21 protein-coding genes and 3 pseudogenes are annotated in these 20,713 nt (G+C 70.9%); 18 read left to right on the top strand and 6 right to left on the bottom strand.

Going from position 1 to position 20,713, the window contains the following annotated elements:
* Positions 1-307 precede the first annotated feature (307 nt).
* The 7 genes and pseudogenes from OG393_RS00300 to OG393_RS00270 all read left to right on the top strand — a co-directional run bounded on the left by OG393_RS00300 (position 308) and on the right by OG393_RS00270 (position 7,079).
* The gene (locus OG393_RS00300) at positions 308-1,069 is read left to right on the top strand and encodes a DeoR/GlpR family DNA-binding transcription regulator (protein WP_327372452.1); all 762 of its coding nucleotides are present in this window, start codon (positions 308-310) and stop codon (positions 1,067-1,069) included.
* A complete protein-coding gene (gene pfkB, locus OG393_RS00295; RefSeq protein WP_327372451.1) occupies positions 1,066-2,013 on the top strand; it encodes a 1-phosphofructokinase in 948 nt (315 codons plus the stop codon). Before OG393_RS00300 ends, pfkB begins: the two co-directional genes overlap by 4 nt.
* A gap of 145 nt (positions 2,014-2,158) precedes the next feature.
* Entirely contained in the window at positions 2,159-4,156 is a 1,998-nt protein-coding gene (locus OG393_RS00290) for a PTS fructose transporter subunit IIABC (protein WP_327372450.1), read from the top strand.
* Positions 4,157-4,438: 282 nt separating this feature from the next.
* Positions 4,439-4,717 carry an HPr family phosphocarrier protein gene (locus OG393_RS00285; RefSeq protein ID WP_327372449.1) on the top strand — a complete coding sequence of 93 codons (279 nt, stop codon included), beginning with the start codon at positions 4,439-4,441 and terminating at the stop codon, positions 4,715-4,717.
* Positions 4,714-6,411 (top strand): phosphoenolpyruvate--protein phosphotransferase, encoded by a 1,698-nt coding sequence (gene ptsP / locus OG393_RS00280; RefSeq protein WP_327372448.1) that lies wholly within the window; start codon positions 4,714-4,716, stop codon positions 6,409-6,411. The genes OG393_RS00285 and ptsP overlap by 4 nt, the downstream gene beginning before the upstream one ends.
* A gap of 94 nt (positions 6,412-6,505) precedes the next feature.
* Positions 6,506-6,799: pseudogene (locus OG393_RS35370) on the top strand (transposase); the annotation flags it as partial.
* A 73-nt stretch (positions 6,800-6,872) separates the two neighbouring features.
* Positions 6,873-7,079: a hypothetical protein gene (locus OG393_RS00270; RefSeq protein WP_327372447.1), complete on the top strand. Its 207-nt coding sequence runs from the start codon at positions 6,873-6,875 to the stop codon at positions 7,077-7,079.
* A 25-nt stretch (positions 7,080-7,104) separates the two neighbouring features.
* Here the strand turns inward: OG393_RS00270 and OG393_RS00265 are convergent, their stop codons facing one another.
* Positions 7,105-8,310: an IS256 family transposase gene (locus tag OG393_RS00265; protein WP_327378267.1), complete on the bottom strand. Its 1,206-nt coding sequence runs from the start codon at positions 8,308-8,310 to the stop codon at positions 7,105-7,107.
* Positions 8,311-8,463: 153 nt separating this feature from the next.
* On the opposite strand from OG393_RS00265, the gene OG393_RS00260 reads away from it, so the two are divergent.
* Positions 8,464-8,934, top strand: coding sequence for a hypothetical protein (locus OG393_RS00260; protein WP_327372446.1), 471 nt, complete (start codon positions 8,464-8,466; stop codon positions 8,932-8,934).
* 5 nt (positions 8,935-8,939) lie between these two features.
* Here OG393_RS00260 and OG393_RS00255 read toward each other — a convergent pair whose 3' ends face one another.
* The 4 genes from OG393_RS00255 to OG393_RS00240 form a co-directional block, all read right to left on the bottom strand.
* Positions 8,940-9,611, bottom strand: coding sequence for a hypothetical protein (locus tag OG393_RS00255; RefSeq protein ID WP_327372445.1), 672 nt, complete (start codon positions 9,609-9,611; stop codon positions 8,940-8,942).
* 369 nt (positions 9,612-9,980) lie between these two features.
* Positions 9,981-10,169 carry a hypothetical protein gene (locus OG393_RS00250; protein ID WP_327372444.1) on the bottom strand — a complete coding sequence of 63 codons (189 nt, stop codon included), beginning with the start codon at positions 10,167-10,169 and terminating at the stop codon, positions 9,981-9,983.
* Positions 10,170-10,333: 164 nt separating this feature from the next.
* Entirely contained in the window at positions 10,334-12,775 is a 2,442-nt protein-coding gene (locus tag OG393_RS00245; RefSeq protein ID WP_327372443.1) for a tyrosine-type recombinase/integrase, read from the bottom strand.
* Positions 12,776-12,800: 25 nt separating this feature from the next.
* Positions 12,801-14,003 carry a tyrosine-type recombinase/integrase gene (locus OG393_RS00240; RefSeq protein ID WP_327372442.1) on the bottom strand — a complete coding sequence of 401 codons (1,203 nt, stop codon included), beginning with the start codon at positions 14,001-14,003 and terminating at the stop codon, positions 12,801-12,803.
* Positions 14,004-14,006: 3 nt separating this feature from the next.
* On the opposite strand from OG393_RS00240, the gene OG393_RS00235 reads away from it, so the two are divergent.
* The 10 genes and pseudogenes from OG393_RS00235 to OG393_RS00190 all read left to right on the top strand — a co-directional run.
* The gene (locus tag OG393_RS00235; protein WP_327372441.1) at positions 14,007-14,168 is read left to right on the top strand and encodes a hypothetical protein; all 162 of its coding nucleotides are present in this window, start codon (positions 14,007-14,009) and stop codon (positions 14,166-14,168) included.
* Complete coding sequence (locus tag OG393_RS00230; protein WP_327372440.1) at positions 14,165-14,422, top strand: hypothetical protein; 258 nt, start codon at positions 14,165-14,167, stop codon at positions 14,420-14,422. The genes OG393_RS00235 and OG393_RS00230 overlap by 4 nt, the downstream gene beginning before the upstream one ends.
* A complete protein-coding gene (locus OG393_RS00225) occupies positions 14,419-14,550 on the top strand; it encodes a hypothetical protein (protein ID WP_327372439.1) in 132 nt (43 codons plus the stop codon). The genes OG393_RS00230 and OG393_RS00225 overlap by 4 nt, the downstream gene beginning before the upstream one ends.
* 361 nt (positions 14,551-14,911) lie before the next feature.
* Entirely contained in the window at positions 14,912-15,130 is a 219-nt protein-coding gene (locus OG393_RS00220) for a hypothetical protein (RefSeq protein WP_327372438.1), read from the top strand.
* A gap of 114 nt (positions 15,131-15,244) precedes the next feature.
* Positions 15,245-15,625 (top strand): hypothetical protein, encoded by a 381-nt coding sequence (locus OG393_RS00215; protein ID WP_327372437.1) that lies wholly within the window; start codon positions 15,245-15,247, stop codon positions 15,623-15,625.
* Between the two features lie 40 nt (positions 15,626-15,665).
* Positions 15,666-15,968 (top strand): hypothetical protein, encoded by a 303-nt coding sequence (locus OG393_RS00210; RefSeq protein ID WP_327372436.1) that lies wholly within the window; start codon positions 15,666-15,668, stop codon positions 15,966-15,968.
* 89 nt (positions 15,969-16,057) lie between these two features.
* The gene (locus OG393_RS00205; RefSeq protein ID WP_327372435.1) at positions 16,058-16,738 is read left to right on the top strand and encodes a GGDEF domain-containing protein; all 681 of its coding nucleotides are present in this window, start codon (positions 16,058-16,060) and stop codon (positions 16,736-16,738) included.
* Positions 16,735-17,013, top strand: a pseudogene (locus OG393_RS00200) (hypothetical protein); the annotation flags it as partial. The gene OG393_RS00205 and the pseudogene OG393_RS00200, both read left to right, overlap by 4 nt.
* A 329-nt stretch (positions 17,014-17,342) precedes the next feature.
* The gene (locus tag OG393_RS00195; RefSeq protein ID WP_327372434.1) at positions 17,343-18,905 is read left to right on the top strand and encodes a ricin-type beta-trefoil lectin domain protein; all 1,563 of its coding nucleotides are present in this window, start codon (positions 17,343-17,345) and stop codon (positions 18,903-18,905) included.
* 137 nt (positions 18,906-19,042) lie between these two features.
* Positions 19,043-19,267, top strand: a pseudogene (locus tag OG393_RS00190) (hypothetical protein); the annotation flags it as partial.
* A gap of 167 nt (positions 19,268-19,434) precedes the next feature.
* Here OG393_RS00190 and OG393_RS00185 read toward each other — a convergent pair.
* Entirely contained in the window at positions 19,435-20,316 is an 882-nt protein-coding gene (locus OG393_RS00185; RefSeq protein ID WP_327372433.1) for a hypothetical protein, read from the bottom strand.
* Between the last annotated feature and the right edge of the window lie 397 nt (positions 20,317-20,713).

Here is a 20,713-nt window from a genome sequence, read left to right as displayed (position 1 = left end):
CGGGCGCTCGAGGATCGAGCGGGGCCGGCACCGGAGGCTGGCCACGGTGTTGGGCAAGGTCACCGTGGTCCGGATCGCCTACCGCGGCACCGGTGTGGGAGACCTGCACCCGGCCGATGCGGTGGCTGAACCTGCCGGACGGTATGCGGATCCAGGTGAAGAGCTCGCGGGATGTCGCCACTCGGCGGCCTCGGCACTCCACCTGTTTCTGTCTGTTTGCCTGCCCGGATGTGTTTACTTCTCCGAGGCGTGGGCGTAGCATCCTGGAAAACCACAGACTCGGTCATGGAAACGGATGTAAAACCACATGTTCGCAGCGGAGCGTCAGCAGGAGATCATGCGCCTGGCCCGCGACAGCGGTCGGGTGGATGTGCTGTCCCTCGCCGAGGAGTTCCAGGTCACCGCGGAAACCGTGCGGCGCGACCTCAAGGCCCTCGACCGCGCGGGTCTGGTGCGGCGTGTGCACGGCGGCGCCATCCCGGTCGGCCACCTCGACTTCGAGCCCGACCTCGCGGAGCGCAACACGGTCGCCACCGACGAGAAGGAGCGCATCGCGCTCGCCGCGCTCGCCGAACTCCCCGCCGACGGCAGCGTCATCCTGGACGCCGGCACCACGGCCGCCCGGCTGGCCGCGGTGCTCCCGGTGGATTCGGTACTGACGGTCGTGACCCATGCGCTGCCCGTCGCCGCCCGGCTCGCCGACCACCCGGGCATCGCCCTCCACCTCGTCGGAGGCCGGGTGAGACACCGCACCCGCGCCGCCGTCGACGCCTGGGCGCTGCGGGCGTACGCCGAGATCAAGGCCGACGTCGTCTTCCTCGCCACCAACGGATTCACCCCCGACGGCGGCCTGACCACTCCCGACCTGGCGGAGGCGGCGGTCAAGAGGGCCGTCATCGGCGCCGCCCGCAGGGTCGTCCTGCTGGCCGACTCCACCAAGTACGGGCAGCAGCACTTCGCCCGCTTCGGCGACCTCGCGGACGTCGACCTGCTGATCACCGACACGGGCCTCGCGCCCGACGACGCCCGCGCCATCGAGGCGCAGGGCACGGAGGTCGTCCGCGCATGATCCTCACCATCACCCCGAACCCGAGCCTGGACCGTACCTACGAACTGCCGTCCCTGGACCGCGGAGCGGTGCTGCGCGCCGCCAGGGACCGCGTCGACCCCGGCGGCAAGGGCGTCAACGTGTCCCGTGCGGTCGCCGCCGCCGGTCACCGCACCGTGGCCGTGGTGCCGCTCGGCGGGCCCGAGGGCGCGCTGCTCGACCGGTTGCTGGGGGAACACGGCATCGAGGCCGCCGGTGTCCCCGTGGCCGGCTCCACCCGCGTCAACATCACGCTCGTCGAACCCGACGGCACCCTCACCAAGGTGAACGCGGCCGGCCCCGACCTCACGGCCGCGGAGGCCGAGGCGCTGCTGGAGACGGTACGGACCCGCTCCGCCGACGCGGAGTGGATCGCCTGCTGCGGCAGCCTGCCGCGCGGTCTGCGCCCCGAATGGTACGCCGAGCTGGTGGCACGCCTCCACCGGGCAGGCGCCCGGGTCGCCCTCGACACCTCCGGCGCGGCCCTGACGACCGCGCTGCGGGAAGGGCCCGACGTGGTCAAACCCAACGCCGAGGAACTCGCCGAGGCCGTCGGGCGCCCCCTCGCCACCGTCGGCGACGCCGTCAAGGCGGCGGAGGAGCTGCGCGAACGGGGAGCCCTGGCGGTACTGGCCAGTCTGGGCGCCGACGGCCAGTTGCTCGTCGACGACACCGGCACCTGGTTCGGCCATGCGCCCGCCGAGGCGGTCCGCAGCAACGTCGGTGCCGGGGACGCGTCCCTGGCGGGTTTCCTCAGCGCCGGCGGCAGCGGCCCCGCCGCCCTCGCCGCCGCCGTCGCCCACGGAACCGCCGCCGTCCAGCTGCCGGGGAGCGTGATGCCGTCACCCGGCCACCTGGATCCGGCGGCGGTGACGGTCACCCGGTCCGTCCCGCTGGACCGGGTCCTCGGGGAGCCGGCGCCATGATCGTCCGTCCGGGCCGGGCCCTCCGTCCCCCTCGTACCGGAGCGCGGTACCACCGCACCGGCTCCGGCGGGGCCCGCCCGGCGGATGCAGCACCACCATGTCCCACCACCGCCCCCGCGGCGGTTCGCGAGCAAGGAGCCGCGTGATGAGTGAGTTGATCACCGCAGGACTGGTCGACGTCGACCTGTCCGCCGAGACCAAGCAAGCCGCCGCACGGTCCCTCGCCGAGCGGATGGTGGCCGCCGGGCGCGTCACCGACATCGACGGCTTCCTCGCCGACGTGGCGGCACGCGAGGCCCAGATGCCCACCGGACTCGACGGTGGCATCGGCATTCCGCACTGCCGCAGCGAGCATGTCACCGCCCCGACCCTCGCCTTCGGCCGCAGCGCCTCCGGCATCGACTTCGGTGCCCCGGACGGGCCGGCCGACCTGATCTTCCTGATAGCCGCGCCGGCGGGCGCGGACGACGACCACCTGACGATCCTGTCGTCGCTGGCCCGGCGGCTCATGGACCCCGCCTTCACCGCCGCGCTCCGCGCGGAGCGCGACCCGGCGGCGGTCGCGGCCCTGGTCCGCGGGGACGAGGCTCCGGCCACGCCCGCGGACGGCCCGGCGCCCGGCGAGGTCCCGGCGGGCACCCCTGCGCCTGAGGCCGCGCCGTTCCGGATCGTGGCCGTCACCTCCTGCCCCACCGGGATCGCCCACACCTACATGGCCGCCGAGTCCCTCCAGAAGGCCGGCGAGGCGGCGGGAGTCGAGATCGTCGTCGAGACACAGGGCTCGGCCGGATTCGCCCGGCTCGATCCTGATGTGATCGCGGCGGCCCACGGTGTGATCCTGGCCCATGACGTCGAGGTCAGGGAGAAGGAACGGTTCGCCGGCAAGCCCACCGTCGACGCCGGGGTCAAGGCCGCGATCAACCGGCCCGCCGAACTCGTAGCGGAGGTACGGGGCAGGGCCGAACGCGGCGAGAGAACCGCCGCGGCAGTCGGTCCCGCACCCATGGACACCGGCGCCCTCGGCGACCACTTCGGCACCCGGCTGCGCAAGTGGCTGATGACCGGAGTCAGTTACATGGTGCCGTTCGTCGCCGCGGGCGGCCTGCTCATCGCCCTCGCCTTCGCCGTCGGCGGCTACGAGATCAACAGCGCCCCCTCCGTCGCCGAGCACTTCGTGTGGACGGAGGCCGCGAGCTGGGCCGCGCTGATGTTCCAGATCGGCGGCGCCGCGTTCGGCTTCCTCGTCCCCGTGCTCGCCGGATACATCGCCTACGGCATGGCCGACAGACCCGGCCTCGTACCGGGCTTCGTCGGCGGCGCGCTCGCGGTCACCATCGAGGCAGGCTTCCTCGGCGGGCTCGCCGCCGGTCTGATCGCGGGGGCCGTGGTGAAGGCCGTCCAGCGCGTCCATGTCCCGTCCGTGCTGCGCGGTGTCATGCCTGTGGTCGTGATCCCGCTGATCTCGTCCGCCGTCGTCGGATTCCTGATGTTCGTCGTCGTTGGCAAGCCCATCGCCTCCCTGCAGAAGGCCCTGACCGACTGGCTGGGTGGCCTGTCCGGCGGCAATGCCGTCCTGCTCGGGGTCCTGCTCGGCCTCATGATGTGCTTCGACCTCGGCGGTCCGGTCAACAAGGTGGCTTACGCCTTCGCCGTCGGCGGCCTCGCCGACCCCACCGACGGCAGCCTCAAGGTCATGGCCGCCGTCATGGCGGCGGGTATGGTCCCGCCGCTGGGCATGGCGCTGGCGACGACCGTGCGCGGGAAGCTGTTCACGAAGACGGAGCGGGACAACGGCAAGGCGGCCTGGGTCCTCGGTGCCTCCTTCATCAGCGAGGGCGCCATCCCGTTCGCCGCGGCGGACCCGCTGCGCGTGATCCCGTCCGCGATGGCCGGCGGAGCCGTGACCGGTGCCTTGGCGATGGCGTTCGGCACCACGCTCCGCGCTCCGCACGGCGGCGTCTTCGTCGTCCCGCTGATCGGGAATCCGCTGCTCTTCCTGCTGGCCATCGCGGCCGGCACGGCGGTCACCGCCGCCCTGGTGGTGCTGCTCAAGAGCCACCGCAAGCCGGAGACCGCGGCCGGGGGCGCCACCCCGGCCGCCACCGGCGCGGACGCGGACGCCAAGGTCCCCGCCGCCGCATGACCGGACCGGCCCGGGACCGTCGCCCCGGGCCGGCCCCGGGTCCCGCCCGGCCCGCCCGGCCCCCGGGTACGGCCCGGGACCGGACCCGGCGGACCGGCTCTCGTACTCCCGCCGGTCCGCCGCCGTGTCCACGCCGGACACGGACCCCACCGGCCCGCCCGCCGCAGTTTCCGCGGCGGACCGGGTCACGTACCGCCGGCGCCGGCACCGCCGCCGGGCCCTCCGCGGCGGACCCACGTCCCACCGGCAGCCCCGCCCCATCCCCGTAGGAGTGTCATCCCCATGCCCCAGCGCACTGTCGTCATCGGTTCCCGTTCCGGACTGCACGCCCGGCCCGCCGCCGTCTTCGTCCAGGCCGCGGCCCGCCAGCCAGTCAGGGTGACCGTGGCCCGCGACGGAGGGACTCCGGTCGACGCCCGGAGCCTGCTGTCCGTGCTCGCTCTCGGCGCCAAACACGGCGACCCGCTGGTGCTGTCCGCGGACGGCGACGGCGCGGAGGCCGCTCTCGAGGAACTGGCCACGCTGGCCGCCGCCGACCTCGACGCCCAGGAGCAGCGGTGACCACCGGCAGGACCCCGACGACCACGACCACCAGGGGCACACCCGTGCTGCACGGCATCGGAACCGGGGGCGGCAGCGCCGCCGGGCCCGTCGCCCGCATGGCGCCCCCGGCCGCACTGCCGCCGCCGCGCACCGTCGCCCCGGCCGACGTGCCCGCGGAGGCCGCGGCGGCACGCGGGGCACTGGCACGCGTCGCCGCCCATCTGGAGGAACGGGCGGCCGCCGCCGGCGGTGAAGCGGCCGCGGTCCTGTCCGCGCAGGCCATGATGGCCGCCGACCCGACCCTCGCCGACCAAGTCGGAGAGCTCGTCCTCGGCGGAGCCGACGCGGCCCACGCCTTGGACAGGGCGTTCCGCGTCTTCCGCTCGTCCCTCACGGCCGCCGGCGGCCACTTCGCCGAGCGCGTCGCCGACCTCGACGATCTTCGCGACCGCGCCGTGGCGCGCGTCCTCGGACTCCCGGTGCCCGGCCTGCCCGACCCCGGACGGCCGTACGTCCTCGTCGCGGAGGACCTCGCGCCCGCGGACACCGCGCTCCTCGACCCGGCCAGGGTCCTCGCACTGGTCACCGAACGCGGCGGACCCACCAGCCACACCGCGATCCTCGCGAAAATCCTCGGCCTGCCCGCCGTCGTCGGATGCGCCGGCGCAGACGTGCTCACGGACGGCACGCCGGTCCTCGTCGACGGCACCGCCGGTACGGTCGTTCCCAACCCCGAGCCCGACACCGTCGCGGCAGCCGCCAGCCGCGACGAACAGCGGCGCCAGCTCTCGGCACAGGCATTCGGCCCCGGGCGGACGGCCGACGGCCATCCGGTCAAACTGCTGGTCAACCTCGGCGCGCTGCAGGAACTGCCCGCCGCGGCGGCGGCCGACAGCGAGGGCGTCGGGCTGTTCCGAACGGAGTTCCTCTACCTCAACCGTGAACAGGCACCCACCGGCGAGGAGCAGACCGCGGCCTATCGCGAGGTGTTCGCCGCCTTCGCGGGCCGCCGGGTTGTCGTACGCACCCTGGACGCCGGGGCCGACAAGCCCCTGCCGTTCGCCACCGCGGCCGACGAGCAGAACCCCGCGCTCGGTGTGCGCGGCCTGCGCACGGCCCGCCGGGACCCGCAGCTCCTCGAAACGCAGCTGGCCGCCATCGCCGCGGCGGCGCCGGGCGGTGACGCCGACGTATGGGTCATGGCGCCGATGGTCTCGGTGCCCGCAGAGGCGGCCGACTTCGCCGAACGGGCGAAGGCCCACGGGCTGCGGACCGCGGGCGCCATGGTGGAGGTGCCCGCCGCGGCACTGCGCGCCGGTGAGCTCGCGCGGCGGTGCGACTTCCTCAGCGTCGGGACCAACGACCTGGCCCAGTACGCGTTCGCAACCGACCGCACCCTGGGAGCCCTGGCCGAACTCCTCGACCCGTGGCAGCCGGCCCTCCTCGAACTCGTGGCGACGGCCGCGGAGGCGGGAGCCGACCAGGGCAGGCCGGTCGGCGTGTGCGGCGAGGCAGCGGCGGACCCGCTGCTCGCCCTGGTCCTCGTCGGCCTGGGCGTCACGAGCCTGTCGGCCGCGCCGGGCCGCGTCGGCGACGTCCGGGCATCACTGGCCTCGCACGCTCTGGACGACTGCCGCCGGCTCGCCCAACTGGCACTCGCCGCCCCGGACGCGGCGGCCGCCCGCGAGGCCGTAAAAAGGGCGTCGACCTGAGCGCCGACGAGAGCCGCCCCGGCCCATGGACCGCGTCACGCCCAGTCGGGGAGTGTTCAATGATCGTCGGATCCTATGATCAAGGAGACGCCAGATGAGCGACACCACCATCGAGCAGATACCGGGCAGTGAGGCGGCGGAGGCCGTGCCGGCGAGTGACGAGCAGTTGGTCGCGATGCTCGTGGACCAGGCCCGCAGCGAGGGCCTGTAGCTGACCGGGGAGGGCGGGCTGCTCCAGCAGCTGACGAAGCGGGTGCTGGAGTCCGCCCTGGAGGGCGAGATCACCGATTACCTCGGATACGAGAAGCACGAGCCGGCCGGGAAGAACAACGGCAACAGCCGCAACGGCACCCGGGCGAAGAGCGTGCTGACCGACCTCAGCCCCGTCGCCGGTGCCGGAGCCCGCACTGCCCACGACCTCAGTCCCCCAGTACACCGGCCCCGGCAGGACCAGCACCCGCATGACACGTGTCCTGGCCATCCTGCAGGCAGAACCCGAACGGCTATGGCGCTCACGGGAGATCGCCGAACTCCTCGGCGACGTCACCCTCGTCGCTACCTACCGACAACTCGCCCGCTGGACCGAGAAAGGAATGATCAAGAGGGTCCGCACGGGGCGTTACGCGGCCATCACGCAGGAAACCGCCCTTGCGGGGTGTGTCCAGTAGACGGCTGATCCAGTTTTTGTAGGGGTCAGTTGGCGGCCGGGGTGAGCCGGCCTTCGAAGGCGATCTGGAAGGCGTTCAGGGGCGCCTTCCAGCGCATGGTCCACCGCTTGCGGCCCTTGCCGGTCGGGTCCAGCGACATGAGGGCCATGTAGACGCACTTCATGGCCGCGGCCTCGTTGGGGAAATGGCCGCGGGCGCGTACTGCCTTGCGGATGCGGGCGTTGACGGACTCGATCGCGTTCGTCGAGCAGATGACCTTGCGGATCTCGACGTCGAAGGAGAGGAAGGGCACGAACTCGGCCCAGGCGTTCTCCCAGAGCCGGATGACCGCCGGGTACTTCTTGCCCCAGGCTTCCTGGAACTCGCCGAACCGCTCGGTCGCGGCGGCTTCGTTCGGCGCCGTGTAGACGGGCTTCAACGCCTTGGCGATCTTGTCCCAGTCCTGTCGGGCCGCGTGCCGGAAGGAGTTCCGCAGCAGATGAACGACACAGGTCTGCACAATCGTTCGAGGCCAGACGGCCTCCACCGCCTCGGGCAGGCCCTTCAGTCCGTCGCAGACCAGCATCAGGACATCGTCGACGCCCCTGTTCTTCAGGTCCGTGAACACGCTCAGCCAGTACTTCGCGCCCTCGCCGCCGTCACCGGCCCAGATCCCCAGGATGTCGCGGTGGCCCTCGGCGGTCACGGCCATGACGACGTAGATCGGACGGTTTGCCACCTGCCCGTCCCGGATCTTGACGTTGATCGCATCCACGAACAGCACCGGATAGACGCGGTCCAGGGGGCGGTTGGACCATTCCGCCATCCCGTCCATCACCCTGTCGGTGATCGTGGAGATGGTCGCCTTGGACACGCTCGCGCCGTAGACCTCGGCCAGGTGGGCGGAGATTTCCCCGTGCGTCAGTCCCTTCGCGGACAGCGACAGCACCATTTCGTCCACCCCGGACAGGCGCCGCTGCCGCTTCTTGACGATGGCCGGCTCGAACGTTCCGGCCACGTCCCGGGGGACCTTGACCTCGACCGGGCCGACATCGGTCAGCACCGTCTTCGCCCGCGTCCCGTTGCGGCTGTTGCCACTGCCCCGACCTTCGGCGTGATGCTTCTCGTATCCGAGGTGATCGGTGATCTCGCCCTCCAGGGCGGACTCCAGCACCCGCTTGGTCAGCTGCTGGAGCAGCCCACCCTCCCCAGTCAGCTGCAGGCCCTCCGACCGGGCCCGATCCACGAGCATCGCAACCAACTGCTCGTCACTCGCCGCCACGGCCCCCGCCGTCGGCTCGCTGCCCGGTATCTGCTCGATGGTCGTGTCGCTCATCTGGCGTCTCCTTGATCATCGGATCCGCCGATCATTGAACACTCCCACCAAGACCGCGTCGCCGGGCTGATGGTCCTGCTCTACGGCCAGACCCCCGCCCGAACCTGCCGACTGACCACCGCACACGTCATCCAGGACGACAAGGGCGTCGCCCTTCAACTCCACGAGATCCCATTGAGGCTGCCGCCGCCCCTGGACACCCTGGTCCTCCGACTCGTCGACATCGCCAATGATCACCAGCACACCGTGACGGCGAACGAGTCCAACACGCCCTGGCTCTTCCCGACCCAACAACCGGGAAAGCACCTGACCAGCGGCCAGCTCCTCGCCCGACTCCGGAAAATCGGGCTCCCCTCCGAGTCCGGCCGTTGCGCGGCCCTGCTCGACATCTGCACCACGATGCCCGCGGGCGTCCTCGAACGGCTCCTCGGCATCAGCCCCGCCGCTGCCGACCGATGGGCAGCAGGAGCCGTCAGAACGGCCTACGCAGCCGAGGTGGCCCGCCGATCAGACGCTGGCGAGACTCTGGCTCACTTTTGATGTCCTCAGCTGGTGCTGTCCTTGACGCCTCCTCGGAGGCCCCACTCATCCAAGCCGGAGTAGATCAACGCAGTGCGGCCCCGCGGAAAGGAGAGGGCCTCGGCCTCACCTGTATAGACCGCCACCAGCGAGTCGGCTCCTCGCCACCAGGTGTCGGCCAGTCCCATCACTTCGCGCACCGGCTCGAACCCGTCCAGCACGATGCCATCGACATCGTCGCCGGTGACCTTGATGATCTGCGTTGCCCACATGGACGCGTGGTGGGTCAGCGCGAGCGACTCCACCCAGCCTTCGACGGTGGCATGGAGAGGCACCCACTGACCTGAGTGAATGCCGAATTCGCCAGACGGCCCGATCCAGAACCCGTACGGGACCGCGCTCCTCTGCACCCCAGCCTCGAACCACCAACCTTCAGATTCAGAACCTTCGGGGCAGTCTGCTTCGAGGTACCTCGGGCCGCCGTCGTACCGAGATGCGGGTGGTAGGACCAGACCGCCCCAGCGCTCCTCATAAGCCGCCATCCGGTCGATGACCGCCGCCGGGATGTCTCGCTCAAGCCACCACTGTCTGTGGTCCTCGACGTGCCTGACGTCGACCTTGACTCCGTGCACTGAGACGAACGATCGAGCTCGTTGAGTCAGGCCGTCGGGCACATCGTTGAAGAGGTTGAGATTCACCAGAAGGACGCTACCGAGTAGCCCCGGGGCCGCAGGCTCCGGCCCCCTGCGCCTCCTGTGGCACCGTGTCCCGGTCGAGCTGGAGGCATGGGCCCGATTGCCCTATTCCGCACGCCCGAATATCGGAACCTACCGATACTCGCGGAGAAGGCCGGGAAGACCGGCTACATCAAGCACGCCACGGTCGTCCGCAAGTCCGGCGGTGAGGGCACCGAGTACCCCGAGGCCGTCCAGGACGTCTCCGGTCCCGGGACCGCGCTGATGGAGCTGGACCTTCTCTGCACCAAGCTGCCGCTGGGACGAGCCGGGGAGAGGGCGACGGGGGCCACGTCGATCTCGACCGTCGAGGGTATGCGAGACCGCGTTATGTCAGGGGCAGTCGCACTCGATCCACCTGCCACTGCAGATGCTGCACGTCACATCGGCGGTCTTCGGGCAGAGGACGTGCTCGTACCGGTTGATCCGTCCCACGCTATAGGTCTCGATCTCCTCACCGGCTGTGATAGGAGCGCGGCACTTGGGGCAGGTGCCGCTGTCGTACTTCGCGACGAAACTCATGCCGTCTTCCTCACTGCGATGCGGCGGACCCAGACCAGAGCGGCCGGACCCCCGAAAGATCAACGCCTAAGGCAGACTATCGGGTCGGGCGAAATTGCCGGGCCGAATCAGCGATCGAGCGCATCCGCTGACCGATCAGGTCCTGCACCAGTCCGCCGTGCTGATCACTCGGTTGTGAGTCGGCTGTGAGGGACAGGGGGGATGCCCAGGTTCACTGGGGGCAGCTGCTGCGACCGGTGGACCTGGGACCGCTTGGAGCGCAGGAAGGTCAGGGTCAGCTCGATGCCCTCGACCTCGCCCTTCCAGCCCTGGGCGATCGCGTGCTGGCGGCGGGCGACCAGGTCGTCTTCCAGCTCGTCCAGCCGGGGCAGCATCGTCGGGTTGACCGAAAGCATGGGACATCTGATGCAGGCGTGCTCATGCGCGTACGGCGTTCCGTATGGGCGTCCGCAGGAGCCCAGCTCGACCTTCCGCTTGTCGAAGTGCTCCTGGAACTCCGACCACTCCTCCGATGTGGGGGCCCGGTACTCCTCCTCCGGCCGCAGCTGGCGGCGCTGGTCGAGGAACTGCTGGTAGTGCCGCACGATGTCGTCGTCGAAGACCGCGACGTAGCCACGAGTGGTCTGGATGTTCAGGTGGCCGAGCAGGGCGGCACCGATGTGGATGGGCAGCCCCGAGTTGACCAGGTCGGTGGCGAAGATCCTGCGGAAGTCGTGGGCGGAGAACGCCGTCCCGACGAACTCGGGGTGGGTCTTGGCCAGCTCGGTGCAGCACTTGCGCAGGCGGCGCCAGATGGTGGTGTTACTCATCGCCTGCCGTTCCAGGCCGGTCTGGGTCTGGAACAGGTAGGGCAGGGACGGGCACCACACCTTCTCGTGGACGTCGTACCGGGTCGCGATCGGCACCGTGCCGTAGGCGCTGCGGTGCCGGCGGATGACCTGAGCGATGACGTGGAACAGCTCGGCGGACATCGGGATCACCCGTTCGCGGTCCGTCTTGGAGGGAGTGACGACCAGGAGCGCGACGACCTCGCCGTTGGGACGCTGGTAGTTGCGGACGCTCAGGTGGGTCAGCTCGGTCAGCTCCTCGATCCGCAGGCCGGCGTGCCGGAGCACCTCGACGACGGCCCAGTCCCAGAAGGCCGCGGTCTCGTCCCGGGTGACGGCGACCAGTTCGCCGGTGTCCCGGTTGACCGCCCGGACGGGGAAGGACTTCTCCGTCTTGGCCCGCTTCAGGTCGTACTCGCTGGCGGTGCGCTGCCACTGTGCGCCAGCGGCGGTGAACCGCTCACCGGGTTCGACGGCCTGGGCGGCGGCGAGGATCTCACGCAGCCGCATCCACCGGTTGGTGACGTGGTCGACCAGCAGAGGCAGCAGGGGCTGGCGGACACGGGTGCGTTCGGCCATCCGTGCGTGAATCTCACGGCGGCGGACGTTGAACCAGCGCAGTTCGGCATCCCGGACTGGGCAGGGCACCGACCACGCCGCCCAGCGCTCGGGTTCGGCGACCGCCCAGCTCTGCAAGTCCAGGTAGAAAGTGCGGACCTTGAGCAGCACACCGTCCATGTCGAGGCGCGGCCGCCCGCCGGGCAGGACGGAGATGGTCTCCTTCCACTGCTGGTAGGTCTCCTCGCTCAGCCGCAGGTCGGCCTGGTCGGGGTTGACCTTCTCGACGTTGCTCCAGAACGTGCCGGGCAGAACCCGGGCCAGCTGCCGCAGCGAGGAGTGGTCCAGGTCGGCGGCACGGCGGCGAAGGTAGTCCACCAGCAGGTTGCGCACGTTGGTGTTGCGCAGCTGCTGCCGGTCGACGAGTTCCTCGACGCTCTTCTGCCCGCCGACGAGGGCGGCCCGCAGCACGTGCGGCGCCGACGGCGGGAAGTGCCCCGACTCGTAGAGGATGTGCCAGGCCGCGATCGCCGCGTAGTTGTACTCCTGGCCGCGCTTGGTGGCCCCGCGGGTGAGCTGCTTGCGCCGCGACTCCAGCGAGTAGTGCAACAGCACCTCCGGCGTCAGGTCGGCCAGGGAGATCCCGAACACTGTCAGGGCGCAGGCGACGTCGAACAGCGCGGTGCGCCGGGCCGCCGGGGTCGCATCGGAGGCTTCGACCGCGGCGTGGAACTTGTCCAGCAGCGGGTCCTTGGCCACCAGGCGGAAGTCGAGCGCGTAGTTCGGATAGGTGTGGCCGCGGAAGGCGTCCAGGCTCGGACGGATCACCCGCAGGCAGAACAACTGCCGGGTGCCCGAGATGAACAACTTGCGCAGCTTCTTGTCCTCGCCGCCCAGGTCGCCGGGATTCGTGCCGTACTCGTCCAGCCCGGCCGCCACCCAGCGCTGCTGCCAGGTCGTGCCGGGGAACCGCTGGAGGTGTTCGAGGATCGTCACCGTGCTGAGGCGGCACAGCCGGCGCCGCTCAAGGCCTTCGTCGTCCCAGGCCGTCACGACAGCGTCGGCCACCTTGGCCAGCGAGGCCCGGGAGAGGTCACCGGCCGGCCGGGGCGGGTTCTCCGGCTCGGGCGGCGGCGCGGGCTGGATGACCTTGGTGTTCACCCGGTCCGCCGGCGCCTCCCGCAGGGAGTTGCGCTGGATGCGCCCGGTCGTCGGGCCCATCGCCCGTGCGTTGTAGCCAGCGGTACTACCGGGCACCGAACACCGCCACGACGTCTGCCGGATCGTAGGTCTGCGACCAGCGGATTTCCTGGCGGGGACGCTGGTAGTGCTCGGCGAGCTTGTCCATCAGGTCCTCCAGGCCGACCGCGGTGTAGCGGGCGGTGGTGCTGAGATGCGCGTGCCGCAAGATCGTCTGTACCTCCACCAGCGTCAGCGAGGGATCGCGCGCCATCCGCGTGGCCGCCGTGTGCCGGGTGTCGTGCAGCGTGTAGTTCGTGCCGAGCACGGCGTTCGCCCGCTGGAGCACGCGGCGCATCGCCCAGTAGGTCAGCGGGCGGGGATCACCCCGGCGGGTCCGCCAGAGCGGCCTGCCCGGCTCGGGCAGCCCGGCCTGGTCCAGGTAGGCCGCCGTGTAGGCGAACGCCTGCGGGGACGCGGGCACCGAGTCCCGCTGGCCGGTGCCCTTGGTGATCACCCACAAGCGGCCGGCCGACCAGTCCACGTCCTCCAGACGCACCCCGAGCAGTTCGCTGGCGCGGGCACCGGAGCTGACGTAGCAGGCCAGCAGGGCACGGTCCCGATCGCATCTCATCTGCGCGAACAGTTCGTCCCACAGCCGATCCGGAATCGCCCGGGGCGTGCGTTCCCGCACCTTCGGCCGCAGCCGGGCCCGCCGGGTGGGGGCCGGCGTCTCCAGCGGGGAGCGGTGAGCCAGCCGGGCCCGGCGGTCTCGGCTCTCGGGCACCGGGTTGATCACCGGCCCCCGGCCGTAGCGCTGGTGGAAGGCGTAGAAGCCGTGCACCACGGTCAACGCGTGCGCGATCGTCCGCGGCGCGTACCCATCCAGCAGCGTGGCCTTGCCCGTCTTCGGATTGACCACGCCCGCGGGCATCGAGTCCGGCTGCGTACGGCGCCGCTGCGGATTCGGCGCCGTACGCAGCCAGCCGACCATCGCGGTCGTCTCCGCCTCGGTCGCCTGTTCCCAGCCGACATCCACCGCCCAGAGCACCCGGAACCAGCGCAGCAGGTCGTAGCCGTAGCTGCGGCCCGTCAGAGCGCTCGCGTCGCCGAGCGCGAGATCCCGCAGGTACCGGCTCACCGGCTCGATCTCCCGGCCGGCCGCATCGACCACGAACCACGGCAGCGAAGGTCTCGACCCTTCCACCACCGCACCGACCGACGGCAACCGGCCGCGGCCGTCCATCAGATCCCGATGTACGGAGGACATTCCATGAAACGAGGACATGCCGAGATCCTCGGCACCCACCAGCCGGAACACCAGCGGATCACCAACGCGGTGCAGTCAACAGACCAGGCGGCGCACCGCGCGATCGGCGTGGCCGCCGCCCTGGTCACCACCTGGATCACCCTGCGCAAGGGCGACCGCCGGTGACGCCCGCATGCGGCTGGGACCAGGCCGTTTTCCGGTGTGGACGGTGCGGCATCGAGCACACCGCCACCACCGAGGACGACTACCTCAAGGCCGTCCGTGCTCACAGTGACGCCCACGCCGTGTGGGACCGGCTCAACCCCATCGAGCGCGACGGCTTCGCCTCGATCCTGCGCACCATCCTGTCCGCGCCGGACCTCGCCGTGGAGTTCTTGGCCCTCGCCGACCAGCAGGCGAAGGGAGGCGCCAGCCGGTGAGCACCCCCGCCAACTTCTTCGCCACCTACGCCAGCCTCGCCGGCGCGCTCATCACCCCGTTCGTGATCTCCGCTGCCCGCCGAACCATCGCCCGCATCCACGCCCAGGCCGACCAGAAGGAGCAGTAATCCCATGGCACTCACCCTCTTCTCCCGCACCCGCACCGCTCCCGAGCCGGAGCACACCCAGCAGCCGTGGCCGTAGATCGGCGAGACCTGGAAGCCCGAGGGCGTCATCGTCACCCAGCGCTTCCTCGGGCTGGCCGGTGCCGTCGTCCTCGTCTACACCGCCGACGCCGGAGTCAATGGCACCTACTACGCCGTCGCCTGCCTGGGCTGCTCGTACCGCACCCGCTCCAAGACGGACCGCGACAACTACCTCGCCTCCGAGCAGGCGGGCGGGGAGATCGCCAACGCCCACGCCGCCCAGTGCCGGGCGCTGCCCCGCGACCTGCCCACCCGCCCCGACGACGACACCGCCCGCCAGATCGTGCGGCGCCGGCTGAACGCGGAGCGCCGCTCCGACTACGACTCCACGGTCTACCTCACCAGCTTCCACCTGGACCGCCTCGCCCTCCAGCGCTCCACCGAGTGGATCGAGGAGGAGCTGCAGCGCCTCGCGGATGAGGAGCCGGAGTTCATGACCGCCAAGCCGCGCACCTACGGCACCGGCACCGAGTTCACGATCCTGCGCCGCCTCCAGCGCTGACCGGACGCTCTCCGTACGGCCCCGCCGCACCGCCCCCGGGCGGGCGACAGCGGGGCCGTACGGTGTCCGTTCGGTCACCCGAGACCGGACGACCGGCCCTCCCCGGAGGTCACCGTGCCCCTCGCCCGCCGCTCCCTCATGAACGCCGCCGCCGCCCGCTTCGGCTGGCGCCGCGCCTACGGCGACACCACACAGGTCGACGCGCTGCTCACCGAGCAGACCGAGACCGCCTACACCGAAGCCGCCGACCACGCGCAGCTGGCGACCGCCAAGAACGCCGACGCCCTCACCGTGCAGCCCTGCGTCCTGGACGTTCGCGGCCGCGTCCTGGCCGACGTCCTCTACCTGGAGGGCGTCCTGACCGGCGCCCGCAACCGCGGCCTGCCCCCGGAGCTCATCGAGCGCCTGGAGGACGCCGTCAACCACGGCCACGAGCTGACCGTGCTGCTCGCGGACACCATCCGCATCACCGCCGCCCACGCACCCGGCCACTGAGCCCCGGGTCACGACCAGCGATGGAGGGAGATGGGCCGTCATGCCGCTTCGCTACTTCGAGGTTGACGTCCCGATACACCACACCACCAACCGCCAGCTGAAAGGCGTACACGTCTTCACCGGCGAGGCGTCGTCCAAGAGCGAGGCCCTGCGCATCGCACACGACGTGTACGACGCGGCGCTCGCCGCGCAGCAGGTCGGACTCGAGGTTCCCGGCAAGCAGGCCGGGGGCTGGGGAGCGCGGGGGCTTCGGCCCGACTGGGCGCTCGACTGGCAGGCCGCGAAGGCCGGCCCTTGGTACGACCCCTACAGCTGGCTCAGCTCCGAGCCCTTCGAGCTGTAGGTCCGCCCCGGGACGGCCGCCAAAGGCCGGAAAACCAGTCGGCCGTCCCAGGCCACCCAACCCGTACATGACGAGAGGGAGAGACCAGTATGGTCTCCACCGTGCGCGTACAGGCCCCGATCGGGCAACGCGCCCTGTTCATCACCACGCTCGCCGTGCCGCTGACCGGCTGGACCGTGCACGCGCTCGCGCTGCACAGGAAGCTGTCCGTCGCCCGCCGCGACCCGCTGACGGGTCTGCTCGGACGCGACGGCTTCACCGCCAAGGCCCGGCAGATCACCGACCGGCACGGCGACCACGCCCTGGTCGTCCTGGTGGACCTGGACCACTTCAAGCAGATCAACGACGGGCCCGGCGGGCACGCCGCCGGCGACCGCGTCCTGGCCGCCACCGCACAGCGGCTCACCGCCTGGGCGGGCAGCCGCGGGGCGGTCGGCCGGCTCGGAGGGGACGAGTTCGCCGTCGCTGTGCGGATCGGACCCGCCCGCCGCGAGCTCCGTCTCGCCCAGCTCACGCAGCTGCTCGCGCAGCCGGTGGAGGTCGAGGACGGCGTCCTGGTCGACGTCGCCGCCTCGGTGGGCGCGGCCTCCCCCGACGTCCTCGGCACGACGGACCTGTCCGTGCTCCAGCGGGCCGCCGACGCCGCGATGTACGCGGGCAAGCACACCGGCCGGGCGGTCCTCGCCGGGCCGCAGCACGCCACGGTGCCCTCCATCAACGGCCGCCGCGCCGGACGGCCGGGCACCCACACGCTGGGGCGGGCGGCATGAGCGACACCAGCGCCGTCAACCCGGGCACCTGGATCCGGGGCATCACGATCCGCCAGCCCTGGACGACCTGCATTCTCGCCGGGAAGGACGTGGAGAACCGCCCGGCCCCCTGGTCCTGGCGCGGCTGGCTGCTGCTGCACGCCGGGCAGGCCACCGAGCGGGCCCCGATGCGTGACCCGCTGGTCGCCACCGCGATCCGCGGCCGCAGCCTGCCCACCCGGGTCGTCATCGGCGTCGCCCGCCTCATCGACTGCCACCAGGACGCCGCCGGCTCTGCTGGTAGTTCCTGCTATCAGAAGTTGCGCAATAGGCGAGGCAAAGGCGGCTCGATATGCCCGAGCCCTCGTACCCCCAGCGTTCCTTCGCCCACAGGGGTGGGCTGGGGCGCGCGTACCTGGCGTGCACGCACCACCAACACGCTTCCGCGCGCTCCGCATACGCCCCAGCCAGGAGGCGTCCTCACCGTTGATCATGAGGGGCCGCCCAGCCGGGTTGATGGCGAACAGCTTCGGCCCGTACCGGTGTTCGGGCGCGTCCTTGAGCCCCTGCCATCTCCCGCGCCGGGATACACGCGCTTTCGTCTGGACTCAACCGGGAGATGATCTTGACTATCCGACTGCGACTGCCGTTCCCGGCCGTCGCCCTGGCCGCGGCCCTTCTCACCGCACTGGCCACCGTCCCGCTCACGGCCGCCAACGCGCGGGCAGCAGCCCCGATCTGCATCAGCGGCACGCTCCAGTACGACTACCAGTCCGCAGAGGACGGAACGGCCAAGCCCACCCGCACCAAGCCGCTCCGCAACGCCACCGTCGAGCTGTGGGGCGCCGAGAAGAGCACCGACTCACCGCAAGCACTCAACGTCGTGGGCCTCACCGCTGTGAGCGACGGCAGCTACAACCTCTGCTACACGCCCACCACGACCACCTCGCTGAGCACCGTCTGGGTGAAGGTCTGGGCCACCAGCAACAACCTGTGGCGGGTCTTCGACACCAACAACCAGTACATCACCTGGCAGCTGCCTGCACTCTCCAACGTCACCGGCAACAGGAACACCGGAACGGCCAAGGCCCCGGCGTCCACGGCCCGGGCCTGGCACGCCTTCGACACCCTCAACCTCCTGTGGTGGTCCAGAGGCAACCCCGCAAGCTACTGCTGGTCCTCCCACGAGACGAACAACAGCAACTGCACCCCGCTCACGGTCAGATGGCACGACCAGGCCACCGGCGGATCCTGGTACAGCGACTCCACCAACACCGTCAACCTCGTCGGCCCGGACGCCGACTCCGAGCACTACATCCTGCATGAGGGCGCCCACTTCCTCCAGCACCGCATGTTCAACGGACCCATGCCCTCCAGCTTCACCTGCGACAGCCACTCCATCCCGAACGTGAGCACCGAAGGCTGCGCGTGGTCGGAGGGCTTCGCCAACGCCGCCGCCGCCTATCTGCTCGGCGACTCCCGCTTCGTCCACAGCAACGGAAGCAGCACCAGCTTCACGTACGGCAACGGATGGGGCGTCGGCGACAAGGTCGAGGGCAACGTCGCCGGTTCCCTCCTCGCCCTCTGGCGTACCGTCGACACCAACTGGAACGGGAGCATCGCTGCGATGACCGCGCAGAAGCCCCTGACCTTCTCCGATTACTTCAACACCACCCGCCCGGGCGCGAACCCGCCCCTGCCCACCGGCAGCACCGCGGTCGGCAAGCTGAACCCGCACACCATCGACTACGGGCCCACCATCACCGGCGACGGCAAGTACCACAGCCTCACCAACGGCAGCGCACTGGTACTCGAACGCATGGGCGGATGCGCCAACCAAACCAGCGCGACCGCCGGCCTCAACACCTCCGACACCACCCGAGGCTGGCAGCGCTGGAAGGTCGAGGCCAACACCGACGGCACCGTGCGGATCACTGACGGCTGCGCCCAGCCGCTCACCCTCACCGCCCCCTCCGGCAGCGGCGGCGTCGGCACGGTCACGCTCAAGCCCTACAACCCCGCCGACAGCTACCAGAAGTGGAAGATCACCAAGAGTAACGGAACACTGAAGATCACCACTCCGCAGACGGGCCTGACCCTCGACCGGGAGGGCGCCACCCCGGGCTCCAAAGTGATGGTCACGTGGTCCAACAGCTCGAACCCGCAGTCCTGGGCCCCCCTCGACTGAGCAACTCCGCCGTCCCCGTCGATGCCCGAATCCGGGCCGACGGGGGCGGCGCTGGGCGCGGACTTCACCCGGGCGAGTCCCCGTATCTGAGGCCGCTGCCCAGAGCATTCCTGATCTGCAAATCTCCCGCTTGCCGGGGGGCACGGTTGATGGCTGATCTAGCCAATGTCACCGGGCTGACCAGCACGTATTCCACCGCGTTGGGACCGCTTCGGCCACGCGGAACTGGTCATGACCCAGGCCGGATCGCCACCGACCTCGCGGTGATGCTGGCTGATGGCGGCGAGGCCCAGGCCACCTCACCGGTTGGCCCCCGCCGCCGCAGGCGCGGGCGGATCGCAGTTCTCCGACCCCAAGCCGCCGCCGGGCGGGGGCTCCGGCTCCCCGTTCCGTCCCTGCGCGGCGCCGCCCGCCGCAGGAGAAGATCGCCCAGAGGGTCATCTCCGTCTGATCACCCGGGCCGCTCCCCGGCGCGGCAGAGGGCCCGCGCGACCGGTCGGGGTCGGCGGGCCCTCCTATGCTCTGGCCGTTACCTGGTGGCGCACGTCACGTAGACGTCTGCGGTGAGCGGCTCGTAGAGGCTGCCTGCCTGGGCCCACCAGCCGTCGCTGCGGGCGCCTTCGCTCTTGAGGCCGGGCTTCGAGGAGATCAGGACGGACCCGGGCCCGCTCGCGGAAGCGCCGCCGCCCACGACCTGACGTCCGTCCGGGCACACGAGGAAGCCGCCGGCCGGGCTGTTCGAGGTCGCCCTGCCCGTCGACCAGGTCACGTCGGTGATCGGGTCGGCGCACATCGCGGAGGCGACGACCCCGGCGGTGCGGTTCGCGCCGGTCGTGCCGGCCACCACCCACTGGGTGGGCTGCTTGGCCGAGTTGAACGCCGCCGGGAAGGACTTGGTGAGCGAACTCCTGTCGCCCTGGATCTCGCCGCCGCCGCCGAGCGCGACCTTGCCCGCCGGGCAGGGCACCGTGACCGGCTGGTCCACCGGCACCTGGCTGAGCGGGGCCTGGACGACCTCGTAGCCGCTGGGCTTCCACGCACAGATCGCCCACACCGTCACCGTGCTGGGCTGACCCGCGAAGTTCCGGGCGCTGGCGACCCACAGCGTCGTGTCCCTGTAGGGCTCCGCGTAGCTGCTGACCAGGGCCACGGAGTCGTAGCCGGAGTGGGTGGCCGTCGCCTCCGCACCACCGCTGATGGCGACCTTCCCGTCCGGGCAGAAGATACGCACCTTCTCGTAGTCGGGAACGCTTCGCGTGGTCTTCACGACCTCGACGCCCATCAGCGGCGGAGCCGAAGGCGGCCCCGGAGCGCTCGGCGTGGAGAACGCCGGCCCGGCGGCCGACATCGCGAGCCCGACCGCCGCAACGCAGATGGCGAGCCGGGAAAGGGGGTGCTGCCGAAACCTCATGGAACCTCAATCCGTGAAAGCGCAACGACGTCGCGCAGCGCGATCACGCTAGAGCCCTGCGTGACCGGGCGCCAGTGCGCCTCATCCGATCCAGTGATCACCACCGGCCTCGACCCCACACCCCCGCAGAATGCCGTAAGCGGCTCCGCTCTCGTACGATCTGGATACCGTGGGCGGCCAAGAACGCGACGTCACGTTGACACAAGTCGGCTGCCGTGACGGCCCTCTGCACTCCAGGGCCTCGGTGCAGGCCACGGCGAGGTACCCGAACTTCCGGCGGTCTGGTGGCCTTGCCTAGCCTCGGCGTTTCAGTTGAGGTGAGGGCGGTCACCGTGCCGTAAACGCGAAAGTGCCCTCTGAGCAGGGACGATGAGACTTGTCGAGGGTCTCTGTCATC

The sequence above is a fragment of the Streptomyces sp. NBC_01216 genome (assembly GCF_035994945.1).
Classification (GTDB): Bacteria; Actinomycetota; Actinomycetes; order Streptomycetales; family Streptomycetaceae; genus Streptomyces.
This window is presented reverse-complemented; position numbering and strand designations above follow the sequence as displayed.